A 21,600-nucleotide genomic window follows, 5' to 3' on the forward strand; every position below is an offset into this window, starting at 1 on the left:
GTGGTGAACAGAGGACAAGACCTTTATCAGCCACACACTTTTTTAGGCACAAAATTTTTTAACTGGCGTGAATATATATTCATAACCGATTTAAAATTCAGAGGTAGTGTATGAATCCTTTCAATCTTCCGGTCGAAGACCTTGAGCGCCGGGCGCGCGCTATCCGTCGGCGCATCATCCAGCTTAACGCAGGCAGCCCGGCAGGCGGTCATACCGGCGCTGACCTGTCGCAGGTGGAGATCCTCACTGCGCTCTACTTTCGCATTCTGAACTGCGCACCGGATCGCACGGATGATAATCAGCGTGACATCTACATCCAGTCGAAAGGGCACGCGGTGGGCGGCTACTACTGCGTGCTGGCGGAAGCGGGCTACTTCCCGACCGACTGGCTGGCGACCTATCAGCACGCGGACTCGCATCTGCCCGGCCATCCGGTCCGGCAGAAAACGCCGGGCGTCGAGCTCAATACTGGCGCGCTGGGCCATGGCCTGCCTGTGGCGGTCGGCATCGCTATCGCAGCGAAAAAAGATAACAGTTCGCGCCGCATCTTTGTGGTCACCGGCGATGGTGAGCTGGCGGAAGGCAGTAACTGGGAAGCGGCACTGGTCGCGGCGCATTACGGCCTCGATAATCTGATCATCATCAATGACAAGAACAAGCTGCAACTGGCGGGTGCGACCCGCGACATCATGAACACCGATCCGCTGCCGGAAAAATGGCGCGCCTTTGGGCTGGAGGTCACCGAGTGCAACGGCAATGCGATGGCATCCGTGGTCGACACCATTGAAAACCTGCCGAAGAACGGCAAACCGCAGGTGATTGTGGCGCATACCGAAAAAGGCTTTGGCGTCTCCTTTATCCAGAGCAAGGCGGAATGGCATCACCGGGTGCCGAAAGGCGAAGAGATCGCACTGGCACTGGAGGAGCTGAAAGATGAGTAATGCACAACATTTAGCAAGCGTCATGGTGACGGCCTTTATCGACGCGGTGAATCGTGGCGTGGATCTGGTTCCTGTGGTGGCCGACTCAACCTCAACCGCCAAAATTGCCCCCTTTATTAAGGCATTTCCCGACCGGCTGATTAATGTCGGTATCGCCGAGCAGACGCTGGTGGGAACAGCGGCAGGTCTGGCGCTGGGCGGCAAAGTCGCGGTGACCTGTAACGCCGCGCCGTTTCTGGTGTCACGTGCCAATGAGCAGGTGAAAGTCGACGTCTGCTACAACAACACCAACGTCAAACTGTTCGGGCTGAATGCCGGGGCCAGTTATGGCCCGTTAGCCAGCACCCATCACAGCATTGATGACATCGCGGTGATGCGCGGATTCGGCAATATTGAGATCTATGCGCCTTCCTGCCCGCTGGAGTGCCGCCAGATCATCGACTACGTCCTTGAGCATGTCGGGCCGGTCTATATCCGTCTGGATGGCAAAGATCTGCCGCAGCTGCACGATGAAAATTATCAGTTCAGACCAGGCGCGATCGATGTGCTGCGGGAAGGCAGTGACATCGCGCTGGTGGCGATGGGCTCAACGGTTCACGAGGTGGTTCACGCCGCCGAGCAACTGACTGAACAGGGCATTTCAGCCGGTGTGATCGCGGTTCCATCGATTCGACCCTGTGATACCCAACAGCTGCGCAACCTGCTAAATCACTATCCAGCGGTGATTACCGTGGAAGAGCACAACGTCAATGGCGGCGTCGGCAGCCTTGTGGCTGAGGTGCTGGCGGAAGGCGGTTGTGGCATCCCGCTGTTGCGGCTTGGCATTGCGGATGGGGAATATGCGATTGCAGGCGATCGCGCCTCCACCCGCGCCCATCACGGCATTGATGCCCGCAGCGTGGTCAACAGTGCAGCGCGCATCTGCGCAGGAGCATAAACATGGTGGGACCTCTGATTCTGGCGATTGACGAAGGCACCACCAATGCCAAGGCGATTGCGGTGGATCGCGACGGCCGTGTGGTGGCACGCGGTAGCCAGAGTTTAACCCTGCAACACCCGCAGCCCGGTCTGGCTGAGCAGGATCCTGTGGCAATCTGGCAGGCGGTAAAACAGGCCATCGCCCATTGTCTGGCGTCGTGTGCAGGTGCGCCTGTCGCGGCGGTGGCGATCAGTAATCAGCGTGAGTCGGTGATGATCTGGCAGCGGCGTGATGGTCAGCCGCTGACACCGCTGGTGAGCTGGCAGGATCGACGCTCCGAGTCATTCTGTCGCGACCTTCGGCAGGCGGGTAAAGCGCCTCGCATCACCGGCCTGACCGGGCTGGCTGTTGATCCGATGTTTCCGGCCGCTAAGCTGACCGGGATGCTGGCCACCATTCCCGAGGGCGCGGCGCGGGCGGCTGCCGGCGAGCTTTGCATCGGCACGGTCGACAGCTGGCTCACCTGGCAGCTCAGCGCGGGCGAAGTCTTTATCACCGATCACGCCAACGCCTCCCGCACGCAGCTCTACAGTCTGCACCTCAACGACTGGGACGACGAGCTGCTGACGCTGTTTCACTTGCCGCGCGCCGCACTGCCGCGCATCACCTCTTCAGCCAGTGAACAGGGCGTGGTGGCGGTAAATGACATTCCCGGTCTGGCGGCAGGCACGCCGATTCTGGCGCGTATTGGTGATTCCCATGCCGCGCTGCAGGCGCAACGCCGCGGCGAGTCTGAAGTGGTGAAAGCCACATACGGCACCGGCTCTTCATTGATGATGTCCATGGCAACGCCGCTGCTGACGGAAAATGGCCTCAGCACCACGGTGGCCTGGCATGACGGCACGCTGCGTTATGCGTTTGAAGGCAACATCACGCACACCGGTTCCGGTGCCGCCTGGCTGGGTAAACTGCTCGGCGTACAGGATCCACGTGAGCTGACCGCGATGGCGCAACGCTGCGACGACAATCAGGGCATCTATTTTGTCCCTGCGCTCTCAGGTCTGGGCGCGCCCTGGTGGGATCTTCAGGCACGCGGCATGGTGTGCGGACTGACGGATGCCGCAACACCCGACGAGCTGGCGCGGGTGGCACTGGAGTCGATCGTCTGGCAAATCGCCGATGTCTTTTTCGCGATGGAGCAGGCCAGCGGACAGCAGCTTCCGGCGCTCTGTGTCGATGGCAGCGCCACTGAAAATAGCTGGCTGATGCAGTTACAGGCCGATGTGTTGCAGCGGCCGTTGCAGCGGGTCCCGACCGCTGAGGTCTCCGCGCTGGGCGCGGCACTGCTGGCAGGCAAAGTGCTGGGGTGGTGGCAGCAGGGCAGTGATATGCAGGCTTTACAGGGCGGCAGCGTCATCCTGCCGCGTGAAGAGAACGCGCAGCGTATGCAGGAAAATTATAAAGGCTGGATCGATGCCGTTGCACGCTGTCGTTATCAGCCACATTAATCCTTATCCGGAGCAGAGCCATGTCAACACTTCCTCAGCAGTTAACCTTCGGTGTCATTATTGGCAACCGGGGTTTTTTTCCCAGCTATCTGGTGGGCGAGGCGCGCCAGCAGGCGGTCGCGCTGTTTGAAAAAATGAACATCAATACCGTCATGCTGGACGAAACCCAGACCAACCTGGGCGGCGTAGAGACGCGGCAGGAGGCAAAAATCTGCGCTGCACTGTTTCGCGAGCACCGCGAAAAAATTCACGGCATTGTGGTGCTGCTGCCTAACTTTGGTGATGAAAAAGCGATTGCAGAAGCACTGCGTCTGGCCGGCCTGAATGTGCCAGTGCTGGTGCAGGCGGAAGAGGATAATCTCGATAAAATGGGGCTGGCGACCCGTCGCGACAGCTTCTGCGGCAAAATTTCGCTCTGCAATAACCTGCGGCAATATGGTATTCCGTTTACCCTGACCCGCCAGCACGTCTGCGCCCTGAGCGGTGAGGTCTTCAGGCAGGATCTGCAGCGGTTTAGCCAGCTCTGTCGTGTCGTGAATGCTATGCGTCGGGTGCGCGTCGGCGCCATTGGTGCGCGGCCCGCCGGATTTAACACCGTGCGCTACAGCGAAAAGCTGCTGGAGAAGATGGGCATCGCGGTGGAAACCCTGGATTTATCGGAGATTTTTACGCGTACCAACCGGCTGCGCGATGATGATATCCGCGTAGCAGAGAAGCGTGAAATCCTGGAGGCTAACGCTGATGCGCGCGGCATTCCGGGTGACAAACTGGTGACCATGGCCAAACTGTTTGTGGTGATCAGCGAATGGATCAGTGACAACGATATTGATACCACCGCTATTCAGTGCTGGACCTCACTGCAGGAGAATCTGGGGATTAACGTCTGCTCAATCATGAGCGTGATGTCGGGCCAGCTGATGCCCAGCGCCTGCGAAGTAGACGTGATGGGCGCGCTGTCGATGTACGCGCTCGCCAGCTGTTCGCTGAGTCCTGCCTCACTGGCGGACTGGAACAACAACTTTGGCGATGAACGGGACAAATGCGTGCTGTTTCACTGTGGTAACTTCGCCAGTGCCAGCCTGGAGTCACCGACGATGGGCACGGCCGATATCATCGGCACCACGGTGGGCAAAGAGAACACCTGCGGTGCAGTGCATGGCCGGATGAAGCAGGGTGATCTGACCTACTTCCGTCTTTCAACCGACGATTTTAGCGGCGAAATCAAAGCCTATGTCGGTGAGGGAATGTCGGTCACCGATCCGCTGGACACGGTGGGCTGTCGTGCGGTGATTCAGGTGCCGCAGCTGGAAACATTGCTGGCGTGGATCTGCCGTAATGGCTTTGAGCATCACGTGGCGATGAATCACTCAGCGACGGCAGATGTGCTGCAGGAAGCGTTTAGTGAGTATCTCGGTGTCAGTTGTTACCGGCATGAGTAAACGGTGAGACTGAATTGCAGAACGCCATAGGGGAAGGTGGGACAGCCGATGCGCTTACGTTTATGGCCGCATCGGTATCCCTGCCCGCCATCCCAATACAGGAGGGCGGGCCTGGGTTTAGCGCGCCATCCTGCGCACCTCGCCATCTTCATTTTCCACCGCAACCAGATCCACCGGAGGCAGATTGCCGCCGCTGAACTCCACCTGACGAATCGGGAAGGCGAAGCGGATGTTACGCGCTTCAAGAGCCGCCATCAGTTGCAGGTTAATCTCCTGCTGAATATCCATGTATTTGTTGTAATCCGCATCGAGCACAAAATAGACCACTTCAAAGGTCAGCTTTGAGTCTTCAAAGGCCAGGAAGTGGGCGCGGTCAAAACGGGTCGTCTCAATGTCCTGGATAATCTCTTTAACCAGCGGGCTGATCGCCCGAACCTGATCAGAGGGCGTGGCATAGCTGATACCAAACTTAAAGACGATGCGGCGCTGCTGCATGCGTTTGTAGTTATGGATGGTCTGCTGCAACAGAATAGTGTTTGAGCAAACAATCTGCTCACCGCTCAGGCTGCGCAGACGCGTGGTTTTCAGGCCAATATGTTCAATAGTGCCCGCAATATCACCAAACACAATAAAGTCGCCGTGCTCAAACGGCTTGTCAAAGCCTATCGCCAGCGACGCAAACACATCACTCAGCACGGTCTGAATTGCCAGCGCAATCGCGATACCGCCAACGCCAAGGCTGGCAACCAGTGCTGTAATGTTGATGCCGATGTTCGACAGAATGGCCAGGAACATCATGATCCAGACCACCACCCGCAGCAGAATGCCCAGGATCACCGTCGTCACCGGATTACGCACATGAATCGGATCGCGCAGCAGGCTTTTCAGCCACAGCCGGATGCCGCAGTCTATCCATAGCGCGAGCTGCACAATCAGCGCCAGGAACCAGCCGTGCGCAATGGTCACGCTCCATGAAGCAGGCAGGTCGACAAACTTCAGGGCAATCAGCAGCGAAAAGATCAGCAGCAGTGTCTGGCTGGTGCTGCGCAATATCTCCACCAGAATCGCAGTGGCGCGGACGTGACGATGTTCGCTATAGAGGGCAATCCGGTTGGAGATAAAGCGAATCAGGGTACGTAATACCCAGTAAATCACCAGGGTAGAGACGATAACGATAGCGCTGTTGAGCCAGAGTTCCTGATTAAAAAAGAGGGCGTGAAAACGACGTGAAGAGAGCCAGTTTTCCATTGGGGAGGGTCTCCTTGCTGGGTTCCGGTTTAAAAGAAAACAAGCAAGAAGCATAGCCTGGATGCGGCCCACCTGTGTGGCGCATCCATAAAGCGGTTACTGGAATCGGGTCGATTTATCGCGCGCCAGGCGCTCAAGAGCAAAGATAATCTGCTGAAGCTGTCGCTCCTGTGCCGGATTCAGCGTGGCAAAACGAAAGCTCAGGCGGGGTGTAATCAGGGTTTCATTTTTGCGGTTCACGACACAGCGTTCGCCAATACTCAACAGCTTCACCGGCACTTCAAAAATGCCATATTCGCCCAGCTCAACCCGGAACTGATTGAAGCTGTCGCCATTCTGCAAGCCTTCCGGCAGCGGTTCATCCACCAGCACACCGATACCGCCCAGAGAGAGATCCTGTAATCGCAGACGCGTTTTACTGCCATCCGGCCACAGGGTGTGGCACCAGAACTGCGGCTCCATCGGTGCGCAGACCCGAAAAAATTCCCGTCGCTGAATCTGCCACAGCAGGTCCGGCAGCGGTGAGCTGAAAGCGGGTAAGCCTTCAAACTCAATTTTTTCCAGTGAGGTGAGGCTGAACTCCACTTTTGCACCAAAGGTTTCAGCGGTGATACTGAGATCATCGCTGGTTAGTGCGTACTCGTTATCCAGGTTATTACTGCCGAGGTCAAACACCACGCGATCTTTATCGGCAGTCAGCATCCGGCTGATAAACTGCCCGCGCGGGAAGCGCACCAGTAAGGGCGTCTGCAATCGCAGCAAATCTTTCATAACGCCCAGAACCGCCAGCGTGCCACGTTTTAAATATTGTTCCTGGTCGGCTTCTTTCACGTCCTGCTCCACAAGGGGTTACTGTATTTACACTCTTTTTTTGCCTCGTCACGGTTATCGGCGCGGCTGGAAAAAGCTTTAATTTGCTCGTCATCAATAATAACTGTGAGCGGACGAGCAATTTTCGAAATGCTGGCTATACTTATCGCGGTAAACCGCTTGATAAATCAGGCGTTCACGATTTAATCATAAAAAGGAAGGAGCAACAGATGGGTATTATTTCCTGGATCGTCTTTGGCTTGATCGCGGGTATTCTGGCGAAGTGGATTATGCCAGGTAAAGACGGTGGCGGTTTCATTCTGACTGTTGTACTGGGTATTATCGGTGCAGTAGTGGGTGGCTGGATCAGTACGCTGTTTGGCTTCGGCCGCGTCGATGGGTTTAACTTCGGCAGTTTTGTGGTCGCAGTGATCGGTGCCATCGTGGTGCTGTTCGTGTACCGCAAAGTACGCAGTTAAACGTAACAGTTTTAACAGAAAAGGGGACGAAGCGATTCGTCCCCTTTTTTTATCTTTTACTCTGCTATCAGAAGTCGTAACCGACAGTCGCCATCACGCTGCGCTCCGCGCCCCAGTAGCAATAGCCGGTGCCGTAACAGCCCGCTACATAGGTGCGGTCGGTCAGGTTATTGGCATTGACCTGAACCCATGCGCCTTTCAGGCTGCTGTTCCAGACACCCAGATCGGCCCGCACTGATGCATCAAACAGCGTCACCGACGGCACGCGCGTGGTATTTTCATTGTCCGCCCACTGTTTGCCGATGTAACGCACGCCCGCGCCCGCACTCAGACCGTAATCAAACTGATAGTGACCCCAGAGTGCAGCCATGCTGTTAGGGGTGACATACGGCGTATGGCCGCTGTTGCCATCCACCGAATCTTTGAAGCGCAGATGGTTCAGCGTATAGCTCGCCACGGTGCTCAGACGCGGGGTTAACTGATTACGTGCTTCCAGCTCAATACCCTGTGAATGGACTTTGCCCGATGGCGTAAAGGTGCCGTCTTTAACATTACGGTTTGCCACATCCTTCTGCGTCAGGTCATAAACCGCCATGCTGTAAAGATCGCGGGTGCCCACCGGCTGATATTTCACCCCGGCTTCATACTGCTCTGAGGTGGTCGGCTTCAGCAGGTTATTGTTGGGATCGGTAAGCGCAGTCGGGGTAATCGCCTGGCTCCAGCTGACATAAGGCGAAATGCCGTTGTCGAAGGCATAGAGCAGCGCGGCGCGTCCGCTAATGTGATCATCCTGACGACGATCGCTGCCGCTGTTTTGTGCGACGATGCGATCGTAACGGCCGGAGAGATCGAGATGCCAGCGATCCAGCTTCATCTCATCCTGCAGATAGAGGCCGGTCTGGTAGTAACGGCGGGTGCTATCTGCCCAGGTCTGCTCAGGCATATCGCCCACCTGATCGCCGGTCACGGCATTCAGCTGGTTAGCCGGACCGCCAGCCTCACTGATCTCATTTTTGTAACGATGATACTCGGCACCCAGCGTGACGCGGTGCTCCAGTTCGCCGGTGTTGAACTCCGCCTGTAAGCGGTTATCCGTGGACCAGGCGGAGAGTGACGAGCGCTCGCCAGAGTAGTAGCGATTCAGCAGATCGGGATTATTTTCATCCCAGCCAATCTGATAAACCTGATCGAGATCGACATTCGAGTGGCTGTAACTGCCGGTTGATGAGAACGACCAGACGTCGTTAAAGCGATGGGCGAAATCGAAGCTGTAGATCTGCTCGTGGCGTTTGAACTGATCAAGATCGCTGTTGCCCTCATAGAAGCCGTTGCTCAACTTATAGCCGTTGTGTTCGGTAAGGCTGCCGTCACCCGGCACGGAACCGTGATAACCGCCTGACGGATCTTTTTGCAGGTAGGCTTTCAGAATCAGATGGGTATCTTCATCAGGTTGCCACATCAGCTGCGGCATCAGCGCATATTTCTCTTCACGGGTATGATCGTACTGGGTATCGCTATTGCGGGTTACGCCGGTCAGGCGAAACGCCCACTGGTCATTAATGGCATTGGTGTAGTCAAACATCGTGCCGGTGGTCGCGTTGCTGCCCGCCTGCACTTGAATGTGACCCTCTTCCGCGAACTGAGGACGTTTAGTCACCATGTTCACCAGTCCGCCCGGCACTGTCTGGCCATAGAGCGCGGAAGAGGGGCCTTTGATCACGTCGATGCGTTCCAGGAAAGCATTATCCACCTGCAATATGTTGAAACTGCCGCCGTCACTCATCAGCCGCATCCCGTCGAGGAAGGTGTTATCGACATCGCCACCGTGGAAGCCGCGCAGGGCAATGGTGTCGTAACGGGTAGCGGCCCCGCCGAAGTTAGTAAAGACGCCTGAGCTGTAACCCAGCGCCTGATTCAGGGTCAGTGCGCCCTGATCCTGCATCTGCTGGCGGGTGACTACGGATATTGATTGCGGCGTGGTGATCAATGGACGATCGCTCTTGGTTGCGCCCTGGCTGGTGGTCGCCAGATAGCCCTGGGTGGGCGTGGTCGAATCCTCCAGCGGTTGGGCAGTCACAACCATATCAGCAGCAAAACTCAGAGCAGGCGCAGTCAGCGCCAGGGTGCAGAGGTGAACATAACCTTTCAGCGACAATGACAGTTTCATCAAAATTCCTTTCTTGGCAAAGGGTCAGGCGGGTGAATAAAATTATTGATAGGCAATCTCATTATCATAATGAGAACTATTACCTTTTGTAAATTTGCTGCAATTTTGCCTGTAGATGAAAGAAGGTCAAGTAAAATTCGCTGAAAGGGAGTGCGGATACCTCCGGCGGGGCCAGAGGTATCCAGAGTGACTTAGTTTTGTAAGGCAGACGCCTGAGGAATATCGTGGGCGCTGTTACAGGTTTTATCTTTCGGGCAATACTTATCGAGCAGTTTCAGCGTAACGCCGTTTGTCCAGCCGAAGCCGTCCTGCAGCGGATATTCACCGCCACCGCCGCCGCCAAGATTTTTGCCGTCAACGACATATTTCTCTACCAGCTTATGCTCACGGTCATAGGTGTTCTGGACGTTTTGCAGGAAGCGTAAGCCGACCTCTTTTGCGAGTTTCGGCTGGTTATAGTGCTCAAGACCTTCCACGGCAACCCACTGCAGCGGAGCCCAGCCATTCGGTGCGTCCCACTGCTGACCGTTGTTTACGGTGGTTGTTACCAGACCACCCGGCTTCAGCAGCTGTTTTTCTACCGCGCTGGCGGTGCTTTCAGCCTGCCTGTCACTGGCTACCTGAAGATAGAGCGGGAACAGCGCAGCAGCCGTTAACTGCGGATGGACCTGTTTTTTCTGCCAGTCATAGTCGGCGTACCAGTTCTGTTTGCTGTCCCACAGATAGCGGTTGATTGCTGCCTGACGCTTCTCTGCGCGATCGGCAAACTGCTTTGCCAGATCGCTCTGCTTATTCATCTGGTAGCCTTTTGACAGCGTCTGCTCCAGGTGGAACATCAGGCTGTTAAGGTCAACGGGGGCCAGCTGTGTGGTGCGGATTGTCGACAGATTATGCGCATCGGTGAACCAGCGGGAACTGAAATCCCAGCCCGACGCGGCACCGGAACGCAGCTCGCGGTAGAGCTCGGCTTTATTGCGCTGCGGCGCTTTCTGCGCGGTGGCAATATCATCCATCCAGGATTCAGTACGTGGCACGTCGCGCGCATCCCAGTAGCGATTGAGCAACGTACCATCCGCCAGTTTAATCACCCGCTTGCTGGCGGCACCGGCCGCGACTTTATCGCTGTCGGCCATCCAGTAGTCATACTCTTTCTGCAATTGCGGCAGGTAGCGGGTATAGGCTTTGCCGTCATCATGTGTGGCCAGCAACTCGACCATCATGCTGAAGAACGGTGGCTGTGAACGGCTCAGGTAGTAGCTGCGGTTGCCGTTGGGAATGTGGCCATAGCGGTCAAGCAGCGAGGCGAAGTTATCCGTCATATCCTGGACTTTATCCCAGTGTCCGCTCTCGGCCAGCCCCAGCATGGTGAAGTAGCTGTCCCAGTAATAAACTTCGCGGAAACGCCCGCCAGGCACCACGTAGGGTTTTGGCAATGGCAGCAGCGAGTCGTACTGACCCACGCTGCTGGTGGTGCGGGTCAGTACTGGCCACAGGCCATCAATGTGCTCACGCAGGTTTTGTCCCGCGGGCGGGACATATTTGTCGCCCGCAGCGGGCAACGTAAAGTTGGTATCTACAAAACGTTTCAGATCGAAATTGCGCTGTTTCTTCTGCATCTGCCAGTCGGCAAGAATCGAGGCGGGATCGAATTTCGGCACGGCATCAGCAAAGGTCTTTTGATCGGGATAGAACTTCGCCTGTTGCACGGCGTTAAACAGCGGCCCTAAACGAACGTCCGGCGGCTGCGGCTGATTGTTCAGCATGCGGCTGTTATCGTCGGCATGGGTGGTGAAAGCGGGAACGCTCAGCAGCAACGTGAGCAGAAAGGGCGCATAACGCTGACGCCGTGGGTTGGCGTTTACCTCAATTTTTGTCATCGGTTTTTCTCCTTGTCCGAAATGCGGCCGCGCGTAACTCATTGACCACAGGACCAACTTTAGACCTTATCTGTCTATTTAACCCTGACGCGAGCCGGAAATGTGAAGCCACGGGAATTATTTTTATGGAAAAAACCGCTTTTTCACGCCGGTTTTTTCTTGCTCTCACCCCACTTTTCCCCGACGCTGAAAGAAAAAAGGAGAGCAGGATGGAGATCATCTGGTATCACCCGTCGCAGTCTGCAGCGGCCTGGATTAACGGTTTACAACAACGCCTGCCTCAGGCGCGGGTTCGCGCCTGGCAGCCAGGCGACAACGGTCCGGCTGATTATGCGCTGGTCCGCTCCCCGCCCGCAGAGATGCTGCAGGGACGCGCCACACTGCGCGGCGTTTTTGCACTGGGCGCAGGTGTTGACGAAATTCTTAAGCAGCTGCAGCAGCATCCTGAGATGCTGCCCGACAGCGTGCCGCTGTACCGGCTGGAAGATACCGGGATGGCGCGTCAGATGCAGGAGTACGCGGTGCATAGCGTGCTGAGCTGGTTCCGTCGTTTTGACGACTACCGTCTTCAGCAGCAGCAACAGTGCTGGCAGCCGCTGCCCGCTTACACGCGTGAAGCGTTTACCATCGGCATCCTGGGCGCCGGCGTACTGGGACAAAGCGTGGCGGAGAGCCTGAAACCCTGGGGATTTCCGCTGCGTGTCTGGAGCCGCTCACCGAAAAAAATTGATGGCGTAACCAGCTTTGCCGGACGCGATGCGTTGCCTGCGTTTCTGCAGGAGACGCGGGTGATCATCAACCTGTTGCCGAGCACACACGAGACAATCAATCTCATCGATCAGCACTTTTTACAGCAGCTGCCGCACGGCGCGTTCTTCCTTAACATCGCACGCGGCGCGCAGGTGGTGGAAGAGGATCTGCTGGCTGCGCTCAACAGCGGTCAGCTGAAAGCGGCAGCACTGGATGTCTTTCAGGTGGAACCGCTGCCCGAAGCACATCCGCTATGGTCCCATCCGCGTGTCACGATCACACCCCATAATGCGGCGGTAACCTTAATCGACGAAGCTATCGACTACATCGCCCGTGCCATCAATCAGGATCAGGCAGGCGAGCCGCCGCAGGGCAGGGTGGATCGTCAGCGCGGCTATTAATGAAACGGCCCCGTCAGGGGCATTCAGCAGGAGAAGAGGATGTATCCGGTAGATCTGCATATGCACACCATCGCCAGCACGCATGCTTACAGCACGCTGCATGACTACGTGACTCAGGCGAAGCAAACCGGCCTGAAACTGTTTGCCATCACCGATCACGGCCCTGACATGGCCGACGCGCCGCACTACTGGCACTTTATTAATATGCGCGTCTGGCCGCGCGTGATCGATGGCGTAGGGATTCTTCGCGGTATCGAAGCCAATATTAAAAATCAGCAGGGCGAGATCGACTGTTCTGGCCCGATGCTTGATGCGCTGGATTTAATCGTCGCCGGTTTTCACGAGCCGGTTTATGCACCGCGCGACAGAAAGCATCACACTGACGCGATGATCGCCGCCATGGCAGGTGGGCTGGTTCATATCATCAGCCATCCGGGCAACCCGAAATTCCCTGTCGATATCCCGGCGATTGCCGAGGCCGCAGCGCATTACAATGTGGCGCTGGAGCTGAACAACTCCTCCTTTACCCACTCGCGTCCGGGCAGTGAACCTAACTGCCGGGCTATCGCCGCCGCCGTTCGCGATGCAGGTGGACGACTGGCATTTGGCTCCGACTCCCATACGGCTTTCACGCTCGGCCATTTCGAGCATTGCCTGCGCATTGCCCGCGAGGTGGATTTTCCTGATGATCGGGTGTTAAATGTCACGCCGCGTCGCCTGCTCGACTTTCTGGAAATGCGTAGCGGCAAATCTATTGCTGAACTGGCTGACTTTTAATTTATTTTGCCTCAAGGAAATCTGACTCATGAATGAGTTTTCCATTCTGTGCCGTGTGATTGGCTCACTGTTTAATCGTCAGCCGCAGGACCCGCTGCTGGTGCCGCTGTTCACACTGCTGCGTGAAGGCAAACTGCAGTCGCAGTGGCCGCTGGAGCAGGATGAGCTGCTGACGCGTCTGCAACAGAACAGCGATCCGCAGGCGCTGGCTGCTGATTACAACGCGCTGTTCGTTGGCAGCGACTGTAATGTCCCGCCTTACGCGTCACAGTGGCCGGAAGGCAAAGCTGAAGCGGACGTGCGTGCATTTCTGACCTCACGTGGAATGCCGCTGAGCGATGCGCCTGCTGACCATTTTGGTGTGCTGCTGCTGGCCGCATCATGGCTGGAAGATCAGTCCGCGGAAGATGAGAGCGCAGCGCAACTGGCGCTGTTTGAAGAGTATCTGCTGCCGTGGTGCGGTACGTTCCTGGGTAAAGTGGAAGCGCACGCGACCACTGCGTTCTATCGCACCCTCGCGATGCTGAGCCGCGAAGCGATTCAGGCGATGTACAACGAATTGCTGGATAGCAGCGAAGAGACGCCCGACGCCTGATTCACCAGGTCGCCAGGTGCGTACCCGGCGCGGAGCCAGATGTCGCAAACATCTGTGGAGTGCCGGGGAGCCAGGCTGCTGCCCGCAGCCTTACCCCCAATCCCCACGGCGTTAATTCGTAACAGGGCAGGTTATCTTTAACCTGTGGCTCAATGCCAGCGCCTGCGCACCGCCCGAGTGGGTGCTGCTGCAACAGCCATGCGGTGCGCGCCAGTGACAGCCGAACCAGGCTGCCGTGACCATCTTTAACGCGTCGCCTCAATCCCTCCAGCACCGCCGCCGCCAGCAGATAGCCGCTGGCATGATCCAGTGCCTGAACTGGCAGCGGAACCGGTTTGTCGCTCTGCTGCCACTGCATACCCCGTTCAGCAATGCCGCATCCCATCTGCACCAGACTGTCAAACCCCCGGCGGTTGCGCCACGGTCCCTGCCAGCCCCACGCATTAAGCCCGGCAAGGACAAGGCCAGGTGAGAGCGCCTGAAGGGTCTCTGCGTCAAATCCAAGCCGTTCCAGCGCATCCGCCCGATAGCCATGCACCAGCACGTCTGCCTCGCGCAGCAGGCGGATAAACTGCTCGCGATCGGCAGTCTGAGTCAGGTCGAGCACCGCACGGCGCTTGCCACAGCTCAGCTCCTCATCCAGTGTCGGCTCCTGCCAGCCCGGAGGATCGATGCGCAGCACGCTGGCCCCCAGGCTGGCAAGAAATCGGGTAGCGACCGGCCCGGCAATAATCCGCGTCAGATCCAGAACTTTTATACCCATTAACGGACGCGCCTCGGCCATCGGCCAGTCGGGCAGAGGAGCCGGCTGGGTGGTCTGCCAGCTAAACAGCGGCTCGCGCTGCACTGCCTGACCCTGCGGGTGCTGCTGCCAGGCAGCGGCGCTGCGCATCTCTGCGGCACAGCCACCGGCATCAATAATCGCCTGCTCCAGTTCGCTGGCCTGCCACTGCTGGACCTGCATCGCCAGCGCCGCGCGATCGGCGTGCGCGCCCAGCACCTGCTCCATCGCCAGCCGGTGATGTGCGGCATTGGTATGCAGGCGGATCCAGCCATCGCGGCTGCGATAGTCACCGGCAAACGCATCCCACATCGCGGGTGCAGCACGGTTCAGCGGATAAAAACTCTGCTGAAACCAGCGCGATGCCAGGCGCACATTAACGGCGACGGGCGGAGAGCAATAGTCAGGGCGGGAGGCGGCGATGAGCGCGGCGGTGGCCTGAGTTGCCAGACCAATGCTGGTGGCCGCCAGTTCACTGACGGCAAAAGCAGAAGAGAAGGTGGCGCGATCAACGAAAGCGGGAAGAGGCAAGGCGTCGGCGTCGCCCCGCAATCCCTGCTGCATCTGCTGCCACAAAGAAGCGGCAAGCTTTAAGTCCATGTTGTGCTCCCTGAGAAAGGTCATTTCTCAAGCATAGCACGCCGGATTAACGCCGCCGCAGGCGCGGGAAGCGGGCATGCATCCGCAGGTTACGCAGGTTAATCACCGCGATGGCCGTGCCGAGGATCACCAGTGAAGCACCGATAATCTTAAAGCTGTTCAGGCTGTCACCGAGTACCACAATCCCCATCAGCACGGATAAAACCGGCGTCAGCAGCGAGTAGGGCATGATCAGATTGACGTTATATTTCTTTAGCAGCATATACCACAGCGTATACGCCACAATCGATGAGGCGATGGCGCTGTAGAGAATCGCGAACCAGCCGTGCCAGCCTGCATGCTGAAGGGCATAGAGCTGGTTCGACTCCATCACAAAGCTGGACGCGCCTGTGATTGGAATCGCCAGGAACGCAATCCATCCGGTCATGGTTAAGGGCTTTATCGGCGGTGACTTCTTCACAATCAGATTACTGACGGCCCAGCCGGTGGCGCTGCACAGCAGCAGACAAAGCACCCACCAGGACGGAATCGTCGGGCTGCCGGAGAGCACGACCACGCCGCTCAGCGAGATCATAATGCCCATCAACTGCACCAGCTTCAGCTTCTCTTTCAACACCACCATTGCCAGCAGCATCGCAATGGGCGTACCTAACTGCACCACAATCGCACCGGTGCCGGCATCGGTGTAGCGCAGGCCCACAAACAGCAGCGAGAAGTGCATAAAGCCGAACGTAAACGCCAGCAGCAACAGCCAGGGCAACTGCTGACGGTTAATCCGGCAAAACGGCACCAGCACGATGGCCACGACCACAAATCTCATAAACGTCAGAAACAGAGGCGGCAGCTCCAGCAGGCCCCATTTCACTGCAACGTTGTTGAAGGCCCAGATTGAAACCACCATCAGAATCAGAAAAAAATGCCGCACAGCCACGATAATATCCTTTTGATGATTTTTGCTTAGCCCGCTAATGATGGCACGAACTGCGGCATTCCAGCCAATCGCAGCAACAAATTTTCTGCAATTGCCGCGCAGCCGCTGAGACTTTTGCGTGCGATGCTGGCAGACTGATTTGAAACGACTTCTTAAGGAACCGATTCGGTATGACACCTGTGTCCGCGTTACCCCTTGCGTTAATTCAGCTTGAAGTCCCACCCGCAAACGTCGTCTCAGAGATTGGTGAACAGCCACGCTGGTTTATTGATGCGCTGGATTTGCAACCTGATGCGTACCTGATTGTCCGGCCCCATCTGGGCGAGGCATTACCCGATTTCGATCAGATATCCGGGGCGATCCTCAGCGGTTCCTGGGCGATGGTCACCGATCACGCTGAGTGGAGCGAACGCAGTGCCGCATGGATTCGGGCAGCGATTGATCATGATCTGCCGCTGCTGGGCGTCTGCTATGGTCATCAGTTGATGGCCTACGCGCTGGGCGGCGAAGTCGCGGATAATCCTAATGGCTGGGAACGCGGTTTGTTACCCATCCGCTGCTCAGGTCAGGCGCAGCGCGATCCGCTGCTGCAGGCGCTGCCACAGGATTTCAGCGTCTGGCTGTCACATCGCCAGTCTGTTATCAGCGCGCCGCCTCAGGCGCAGGTGCTGGCCGCGTCTGCACGCGATGGCTGCCAGATTGTGCGCTATACACCGCAGGCGCTCTCAGTGCAGTTTCATCCCGAATTTTCACGGCACATCATGAACGTCTGTACGCCGCAGGGCTGCGCAGAGGATGGGGCAAACGAGATTGAAGGGAAAGACTGGGCGCGCGAGTTGCTGGTGACGTTCTGGCAACAGACGCGCCCGGCAATGGGGCGTGCTCAGGGCGCGTAGTGACGCGTACAGCGATAGACCCAGGCGGGTGGCACGTTTTTCAGCACCCGCTGGCGCTCCCAGGTGAAGTAGCGCGACAAGTCAGGCTGGGTCAGCGAGGTGTACTGGAACTGTACAAACACGCCCCTGGGGCCGAGGGCGTTATAAACCGCGCGCAGAATGGCTTCACGCAGCTCAGGCGGAAGTGACAGCAGCGGCAGGCCAGAGAAAATCACGTCATATTCCCCGCTCAGGTACTCCGCAGAACAGGTCCGTACTGTCATGCGTGGATCATCCATCGCAACAAGTTTGTCTGCCAGCGTGTTACTGATCTCGAAAGCATCCAGCGTGGCGTCAGGTGACATCTGCTCCAGTATCCAGCGCGTCAGCACCCCATCACCCGCGCCGAGTTCGGCAACACGTAATGTTTCAGGCCATTCGACTGATGCAATCATGGCGCGGCACAACGCCTCGGATGAGGGCGTAATGCTGCCCATCTTGCGTGGGTTGCGGATAAACTGATGCACGAAATTGGCTTTAGCGCGCATCAGGGTAATAGCTGAAGCCAGCATGTTCATCTCCAGAATGAATTTATCCTCAGGTTGACCCTCTTTGTGCCGCAGAAGTTTCTCTTTGAACAGCCGTTTGGGTAAAAGTCGGAATTATCTAAAGACGAAGCGGAAACGCCTATTCCTTCGGGGCGGTCACAGTTTCCGGATAACAGACCTGACAGGCTCTCAATGATGCTTCATGTTAATAATAAGTTTCATCATTGTTACATCAGTCACCTGTCAGGAGAATGACCATGCGTTACGCCGCCCCCGGAGAACAGGGTTCTCTGATCACATTACAAAAGAATTATGGCAACTTCATTAATGGTGAATTCGTCGCGCCGGTGAACGGCAACTACTTCACCAATACTTCGCCAGTGAACGGCTCTGCGGCCGGTGAATTTCCCCGCTCAGATGCCGCCGATGTTGATAACGCCGTCGCCGCTGCGGCTGCGGCGGCTGACGCCTGGGGAAAGACATCGCCACAACAACGTTCTCTGCTGTTACTGAAGATCGCCGATCGGCTGGAACAGCATCTGGAGACCATGGCGGTCTATGAAACCTGGGACAACGGGAAACCGGTACGCGAAACGCTGGCGGCGGATATGCCGCTGGCGGTCGATCACTTCCGCTACTTTGCCGGTTGTGTGCGGGCGCAGGAAGGCAGTGCGGCAGAGATTGATGAGTTCACCGCTGCCTACCATTTCCACGAGCCGCTGGGCGTGGTGGCGCAAATTATCCCCTGGAACTTCCCGTTGTTAATGGCGGCCTGGAAACTGGCGCCGGCGCTGGGCGCAGGTAACTGCGTTGTACTTAAACCGGCAGAACAGACGCCGCTGTCGATCACCGTTTTTGTCGATCTGATTAAAGACCTGCTGCCGCCAGGCGTGCTGAACGTGGTACACGGCTTTGGTAAAGAGGCAGGCGAAGCGCTGGCTTCTCACTCCGGCATTGCTAAGGTGGCCTTTACCGGCTCTACCGCGACCGGTGGTCACATTCTGGAACTGGCAGCGAAAAGCCTGATTCCCTCAACGGTCGAACTGGGGGGCAAATCACCCAACATCTTCTTTGAAGACATCATGCAGGCGGAAGAGAGCTTTATTGAGAAAGCCGCTGAAGGCGTGGTGCTGGGCTTCCTGAATCAGGGCGAAATCTGTACCTGTCCGTCACGTGCACTGGTGCAGGAGTCCATCTACGAACCGTTTATGGCCGCCGTAATGAAGCGGGTAAAAACCATTAAACGGGGCGATCCGCTGGACACCGAGACCATGGTGGGCGCGCAGGCGTCACAGCAGCAGTTTGATAAAATTCTCTCTTACCTTGAGGTTGCCCGTCAGGAGGGTGCCGAAGTACTGGTGGGTGGCGGTGTAGAGAAGCTGGATGATGAACTTAACAGCGGTTACTACATTCAGCCCACCCTGCTGAAAGGCAACAACAGCATGCGGGTTTTCCAGGAGGAGATCTTTGGACCGGTGATCGGCATCACCACTTTTAAGGATGAGGCGGAAGCGGTCAGCATTGCTAACGACTCTATTTATGGGCTGGGTGCGGGCGTCTGGACGCGAGATATCAACCGTGCTTATCGGGTGGGCAGGGCGATTAAAGCCGGTCGCGTCTGGACTAACTGCTACCACCTCTATCCGGCACACGCCGCGTTTGGTGGGTATAAAAAATCGGGTATTGGTCGCGAGACGCACAAAATGATGCTGGACCACTATCAGCAGACCAAAAACCTGCTGGTCAGTTACAGCATCGAGCCGCTGGGCTTCTTCTGATCGACCTGACCAAATAATTTTTCCGTTTGTTACCGTTAAACCACGCTGAGGCGTGGTTTTTTTATGTCCCGACTTTGTAACCTGCTGACACACTTAAACTTATCAGCGGTCAGATTTTTGTAAAGAACGCTTAATCAGTCCTGGCTGCGCACAGAGTGTGGCCGTGTAGCGTTTCGCTTATCTGCCTTAATTCCTTTCCCTTCTTCACTCACGGCAACGCTGTCATTCAATCAATTAACTCATTGATAAATTGTCTCTTTACAGATAAATCCTGCCGCTTTAACGGCACTTCAGTGAAGGATGCCGTTTCTCACCACGCTTCCGTCACCCGCAATCAGCACCACTTTTTACATGAGTTACTTTAATGATGCTTCAGGGGTGAAAACACTAATTTGTAAAAATACTTTATATTTTTGCATGTTGTTAAGATTTGTCCTAAGTGGGTGCTTAAAAGCTCGACATATTTGGCTTAACTTATTTAGTTAATTATTTCTTAAGTAAATTCTAATGAAATAGGCCCGTTGAAATTTTGTCAATCTTCTGTAAACTCGCAGCTTATATTTACACATGGATCGTAATTTCAGACCCACGGGCAGGGACTACCTGGCTCGTGCGGTAGCTATGAAATTTTATAATGATAATAAATACATGAAAGTTAAGCATTTAATTCATGTGTTAACAGGTGTGTTAAGTCATTTTATTTCGTAAGCGAATAGCGTTGTGTATGTAAATCGTATTCAGTTTGTCGGTTTTACGACCAGGGATGGCATTAGTAAAACTTGGGTTTTGCCTGCCTGCTTAAATTTGCCGGGAAAAAATTGATCATGTTTCTGATCGTTTATTGCCAGGTCAGATTCTTCTTCATTCCCGCTCATACCTTCGCTGATGGTTTTTCATACTTAACTTTAACTGATCGTTTTTTGTAAGGTTACGCAACAGTTTTGCGCCGTTCGTTTAAGAATGATCATTCTCAATGGCCCTGATTGCGCTTCTTTCAAGCCCTGTTTCTAAATTTTCAACACTCACAACCGGCCTTTGGCCTCTCTCCAGGATATGAATGGAACACAACATGAAAAAAATGGCGAAGCTCCACATTGCACTAGGCCTGATGTTTGTTTTCTCTCTCGCGGGTTGTAAAACACCGCCAAAAATGACCGATGACACACTGGTCACCAGCACGGTGGACGGCGTAGCGCTCAGCCACCGTTATGCCGTAAAACCCCCCGCGCAGTTCAGCCCGATTAACGAGACTTACCGCGCGCTCTATCCTGGCTCGGTGATGAGCCAGCCAGGCTACGGTGGCAAGGTGGTGGAGACGCTGAAAACCGGTGAAAGCTATACCGTGATTGGTCAGGTGGAGAACAACTGGCTGGCGCTGGGTGAACCGGCCCAGGCTGCAGAAGCGAAACCGGATAGCGGCACGGCTACCGTGAAAGATGCACCGCAATCTGCCACGCCGCAGGCGACAGTTACGTTGACGGGCTATGTGCCGTTTCGCGCCGTGGTGAAAAGCGATCTCTACGATCAGACAGTTAAAGCCGATCAGCCTAAACGTCGTGCGCGCAGTAGCAGCAAGAAGAAAACCTGTGTCGCGGTGAATGGTGACAGCACTGCCTGTCAGAACAGCACCAACGGAACCTGGATCATTAACTAATCGCAAAAAGCAGGGAGGGCTTGATGATGAGAACAACTCAACTGCGTGGTGGGCTGATAGTGCTGCTGGCGTTGCTGCTGGCGGCCTGTAGCAGCAGTAAGCAGCCTGTGGCTTATTACAACCTGGACGTGCAAGGACAGAATCAGCTCAATGGCGGTGCGCCGCTGAAAGTCCGGGTGTTGTTACTGAGCTCCGATGCGGAGTTCATGTCAGCAGACTTCTTCTCCCTGCAAAACCAGTCCGCCACCGTACTGGGCAGCGCACAACTCAATACCCAGCAGTTCTTCCTGACACCCGAGCAGCGCAGTAAAACGCTGCGCATCAAGAGCCTGCCGGAGACACGCTTCATCGGCATCATGGCGGAATATCAGGCGCTGGACGGCAAAGTCTGGCGCCTGTCGCTGCCGGTGCCTGAAGATGCGTCGCCCTCATTCTGGGCGTTCTGGAAACGTAACGATGGCGAGCTGAATGCGCGCATTGTGGCGGGGATTAATGGCCTTCGCGTGGAAAAACAGTGATGCC

The 21,600-nt window shown here is 56.1% G+C and carries 19 protein-coding genes; 12 read left to right on the top strand and 7 right to left on the bottom strand.

What is annotated here, in order from left to right:
- The first annotated feature begins 110 nt into the window (after window positions 1-110).
- Genes LQK91_RS10315 through LQK91_RS10330 form a run of 4 tightly spaced genes read left to right on the top strand, consistent with a single transcriptional unit; the run spans window position 111 to window position 4,807 of the window.
- The gene (locus tag LQK91_RS10315; protein ID WP_033762432.1) at window positions 111-941 is read left to right on the top strand and encodes a transketolase; all 831 of its coding nucleotides are present in this window, start codon (window positions 111-113) and stop codon (window positions 939-941) included.
- Window positions 934-1,878 (top strand): transketolase family protein, encoded by a 945-nt coding sequence (locus LQK91_RS10320; protein ID WP_105099303.1) that lies wholly within the window; start codon window positions 934-936, stop codon window positions 1,876-1,878. Before LQK91_RS10315 ends, LQK91_RS10320 begins: the two co-directional genes overlap by 8 nt.
- A 2-nt stretch (window positions 1,879-1,880) precedes the next feature.
- Window positions 1,881-3,368: an FGGY family carbohydrate kinase gene (locus LQK91_RS10325; protein WP_003851386.1), complete on the top strand. Its 1,488-nt coding sequence runs from the start codon at window positions 1,881-1,883 to the stop codon at window positions 3,366-3,368.
- Window positions 3,369-3,388: 20 nt separating this feature from the next.
- Entirely contained in the window at window positions 3,389-4,807 is a 1,419-nt protein-coding gene (locus LQK91_RS10330) for an L-fucose/L-arabinose isomerase family protein (RefSeq protein WP_003851383.1), read from the top strand.
- A gap of 117 nt (window positions 4,808-4,924) precedes the next feature.
- Here the strand turns inward: LQK91_RS10330 and LQK91_RS10335 are convergent, their stop codons facing one another.
- Window positions 4,925-6,055 (bottom strand): mechanosensitive ion channel family protein, encoded by a 1,131-nt coding sequence (locus tag LQK91_RS10335; protein WP_008925964.1) that lies wholly within the window; start codon window positions 6,053-6,055, stop codon window positions 4,925-4,927.
- Between the two features lie 96 nt (window positions 6,056-6,151).
- Complete coding sequence (locus tag LQK91_RS10340; protein ID WP_008925965.1) at window positions 6,152-6,886, bottom strand: flagellar brake protein; 735 nt, start codon at window positions 6,884-6,886, stop codon at window positions 6,152-6,154.
- A 209-nt stretch (window positions 6,887-7,095) separates the two neighbouring features.
- Between LQK91_RS10340 and LQK91_RS10345 the strand changes: the two genes are divergently transcribed.
- Window positions 7,096-7,344, top strand: a complete 249-nt coding sequence (locus LQK91_RS10345) for a GlsB/YeaQ/YmgE family stress response membrane protein (RefSeq protein WP_003851381.1) — start codon at window positions 7,096-7,098, stop codon at window positions 7,342-7,344.
- Window positions 7,345-7,411: 67 nt separating this feature from the next.
- On the opposite strand, the gene LQK91_RS10350 is transcribed toward LQK91_RS10345, so the two are convergent.
- Window positions 7,412-9,511, bottom strand: coding sequence for a TonB-dependent siderophore receptor (locus LQK91_RS10350; RefSeq protein WP_039661054.1), 2,100 nt, complete (start codon window positions 9,509-9,511; stop codon window positions 7,412-7,414).
- A 191-nt stretch (window positions 9,512-9,702) separates the two neighbouring features.
- Entirely contained in the window at window positions 9,703-11,388 is a 1,686-nt protein-coding gene (gene treA / locus LQK91_RS10355; RefSeq protein WP_105099302.1) for an alpha,alpha-trehalase TreA, read from the bottom strand.
- A gap of 209 nt (window positions 11,389-11,597) precedes the next feature.
- Here treA and ghrA point away from each other — a divergent pair, with 209 nt between their 5' ends.
- From ghrA to LQK91_RS10370, 3 genes are read left to right on the top strand one after another with little or no spacing between them, the layout of a single operon-like run.
- Window positions 11,598-12,539: a glyoxylate/hydroxypyruvate reductase GhrA gene (gene ghrA / locus LQK91_RS10360; protein ID WP_003851376.1), complete on the top strand. Its 942-nt coding sequence runs from the start codon at window positions 11,598-11,600 to the stop codon at window positions 12,537-12,539.
- 39 nt (window positions 12,540-12,578) lie between these two features.
- Window positions 12,579-13,316, top strand: a complete 738-nt coding sequence (locus tag LQK91_RS10365) for a phosphatase (protein ID WP_105099301.1) — start codon at window positions 12,579-12,581, stop codon at window positions 13,314-13,316.
- A gap of 28 nt (window positions 13,317-13,344) precedes the next feature.
- Window positions 13,345-13,911, top strand: a complete 567-nt coding sequence (locus LQK91_RS10370) for a TorD/DmsD family molecular chaperone (RefSeq protein ID WP_003853337.1) — start codon at window positions 13,345-13,347, stop codon at window positions 13,909-13,911.
- A 1-nt stretch (window position 13,912) separates the two neighbouring features.
- Here the strand turns inward: LQK91_RS10370 and LQK91_RS10375 are convergent, their stop codons facing one another.
- Both LQK91_RS10375 and LQK91_RS10380 read right to left on the bottom strand, forming a co-directional pair.
- Complete coding sequence (locus LQK91_RS10375; protein WP_105099300.1) at window positions 13,913-15,292, bottom strand: CoA transferase; 1,380 nt, start codon at window positions 15,290-15,292, stop codon at window positions 13,913-13,915.
- Window positions 15,293-15,338: 46 nt separating this feature from the next.
- Window positions 15,339-16,223, bottom strand: coding sequence for a DMT family transporter (locus LQK91_RS10380; RefSeq protein WP_003853334.1), 885 nt, complete (start codon window positions 16,221-16,223; stop codon window positions 15,339-15,341).
- Between the two features lie 170 nt (window positions 16,224-16,393).
- Here LQK91_RS10380 and LQK91_RS10385 point away from each other — a divergent pair, with 170 nt between their 5' ends.
- Window positions 16,394-17,119, top strand: coding sequence for a glutamine amidotransferase (locus LQK91_RS10385; RefSeq protein WP_105099299.1), 726 nt, complete (start codon window positions 16,394-16,396; stop codon window positions 17,117-17,119).
- Here the strand turns inward: LQK91_RS10385 and LQK91_RS10390 are convergent.
- On the bottom strand, window positions 17,107-17,670 hold the full coding sequence (locus LQK91_RS10390) for a class I SAM-dependent methyltransferase (protein ID WP_105099298.1): 564 nt from the start codon (window positions 17,668-17,670) through the stop codon (window positions 17,107-17,109). The two genes, LQK91_RS10385 and LQK91_RS10390, sit on opposite strands and share 13 nt — an antisense overlap.
- 233 nt (window positions 17,671-17,903) lie before the next feature.
- Here LQK91_RS10390 and exaC point away from each other — a divergent pair, with 233 nt between their 5' ends.
- The 3 genes from exaC to tssJ all read left to right on the top strand — a co-directional run bounded on the left by exaC (window position 17,904) and on the right by tssJ (window position 21,596).
- On the top strand, window positions 17,904-19,424 hold the full coding sequence (gene exaC, locus LQK91_RS10395) for an acetaldehyde dehydrogenase ExaC (protein WP_003853329.1): 1,521 nt from the start codon (window positions 17,904-17,906) through the stop codon (window positions 19,422-19,424).
- A gap of 1,057 nt (window positions 19,425-20,481) precedes the next feature.
- Entirely contained in the window at window positions 20,482-21,078 is a 597-nt protein-coding gene (locus LQK91_RS10400; protein ID WP_003853326.1) for a hypothetical protein, read from the top strand.
- Between the two features lie 23 nt (window positions 21,079-21,101).
- Window positions 21,102-21,596, top strand: a complete 495-nt coding sequence (gene tssJ, locus LQK91_RS10405; RefSeq protein ID WP_003853323.1) for a type VI secretion system lipoprotein TssJ — start codon at window positions 21,102-21,104, stop codon at window positions 21,594-21,596.
- Window positions 21,597-21,600 lie beyond the last annotated feature (4 nt).

This window comes from Pantoea sp. MHSD4 (assembly GCF_021043305.1).
In the GTDB taxonomy this organism is placed as follows: domain Bacteria; phylum Pseudomonadota; class Gammaproteobacteria; order Enterobacterales; family Enterobacteriaceae; genus Pantoea; species Pantoea eucalypti.

What these genes read in the sequence shown, in the direction of transcription:
- LQK91_RS10325 (WP_003851386.1), top strand. Translation starts at nt 1,881, where the DNA reads ATGGTGGGACCTCTGATTCTGGCGATTGACGAAGGCACCACCAATGCC.
- exaC (WP_003853329.1), top strand. Translation starts at nt 17,904, where the DNA reads ATGCGTTACGCCGCCCCCGGAGAACAGGGTTCTCTGATCACATTACAA.
- tssJ (WP_003853323.1), top strand. Translation starts at nt 21,102, where the DNA reads ATGATGAGAACAACTCAACTGCGTGGTGGGCTGATAGTGCTGCTGGCG.
- LQK91_RS10315 (WP_033762432.1), top strand. Translation starts at nt 111, where the DNA reads ATGAATCCTTTCAATCTTCCGGTCGAAGACCTTGAGCGCCGGGCGCGC.
- LQK91_RS10400 (WP_003853326.1), top strand. Translation starts at nt 20,482, where the DNA reads ATGGAACACAACATGAAAAAAATGGCGAAGCTCCACATTGCACTAGGC.
- LQK91_RS10350 (WP_039661054.1), bottom strand. Translation starts at nt 9,511, where the DNA reads ATGAAACTGTCATTGTCGCTGAAAGGTTATGTTCACCTCTGCACCCTG.
- LQK91_RS10335 (WP_008925964.1), bottom strand. Translation starts at nt 6,055, where the DNA reads ATGGAAAACTGGCTCTCTTCACGTCGTTTTCACGCCCTCTTTTTTAAT.
- LQK91_RS10365 (WP_105099301.1), top strand. Translation starts at nt 12,579, where the DNA reads ATGTATCCGGTAGATCTGCATATGCACACCATCGCCAGCACGCATGCT.
- treA (WP_105099302.1), bottom strand. Translation starts at nt 11,388, where the DNA reads ATGACAAAAATTGAGGTAAACGCCAACCCACGGCGTCAGCGTTATGCG.
- LQK91_RS10385 (WP_105099299.1), top strand. Translation starts at nt 16,394, where the DNA reads ATGACACCTGTGTCCGCGTTACCCCTTGCGTTAATTCAGCTTGAAGTC.
- LQK91_RS10390 (WP_105099298.1), bottom strand. Translation starts at nt 17,670, where the DNA reads ATGCTGGCTTCAGCTATTACCCTGATGCGCGCTAAAGCCAATTTCGTG.
- LQK91_RS10330 (WP_003851383.1), top strand. Translation starts at nt 3,389, where the DNA reads ATGTCAACACTTCCTCAGCAGTTAACCTTCGGTGTCATTATTGGCAAC.
- LQK91_RS10345 (WP_003851381.1), top strand. Translation starts at nt 7,096, where the DNA reads ATGGGTATTATTTCCTGGATCGTCTTTGGCTTGATCGCGGGTATTCTG.
- LQK91_RS10370 (WP_003853337.1), top strand. Translation starts at nt 13,345, where the DNA reads ATGAATGAGTTTTCCATTCTGTGCCGTGTGATTGGCTCACTGTTTAAT.
- LQK91_RS10320 (WP_105099303.1), top strand. Translation starts at nt 934, where the DNA reads ATGAGTAATGCACAACATTTAGCAAGCGTCATGGTGACGGCCTTTATC.
- LQK91_RS10375 (WP_105099300.1), bottom strand. Translation starts at nt 15,292, where the DNA reads ATGGACTTAAAGCTTGCCGCTTCTTTGTGGCAGCAGATGCAGCAGGGA.
- ghrA (WP_003851376.1), top strand. Translation starts at nt 11,598, where the DNA reads ATGGAGATCATCTGGTATCACCCGTCGCAGTCTGCAGCGGCCTGGATT.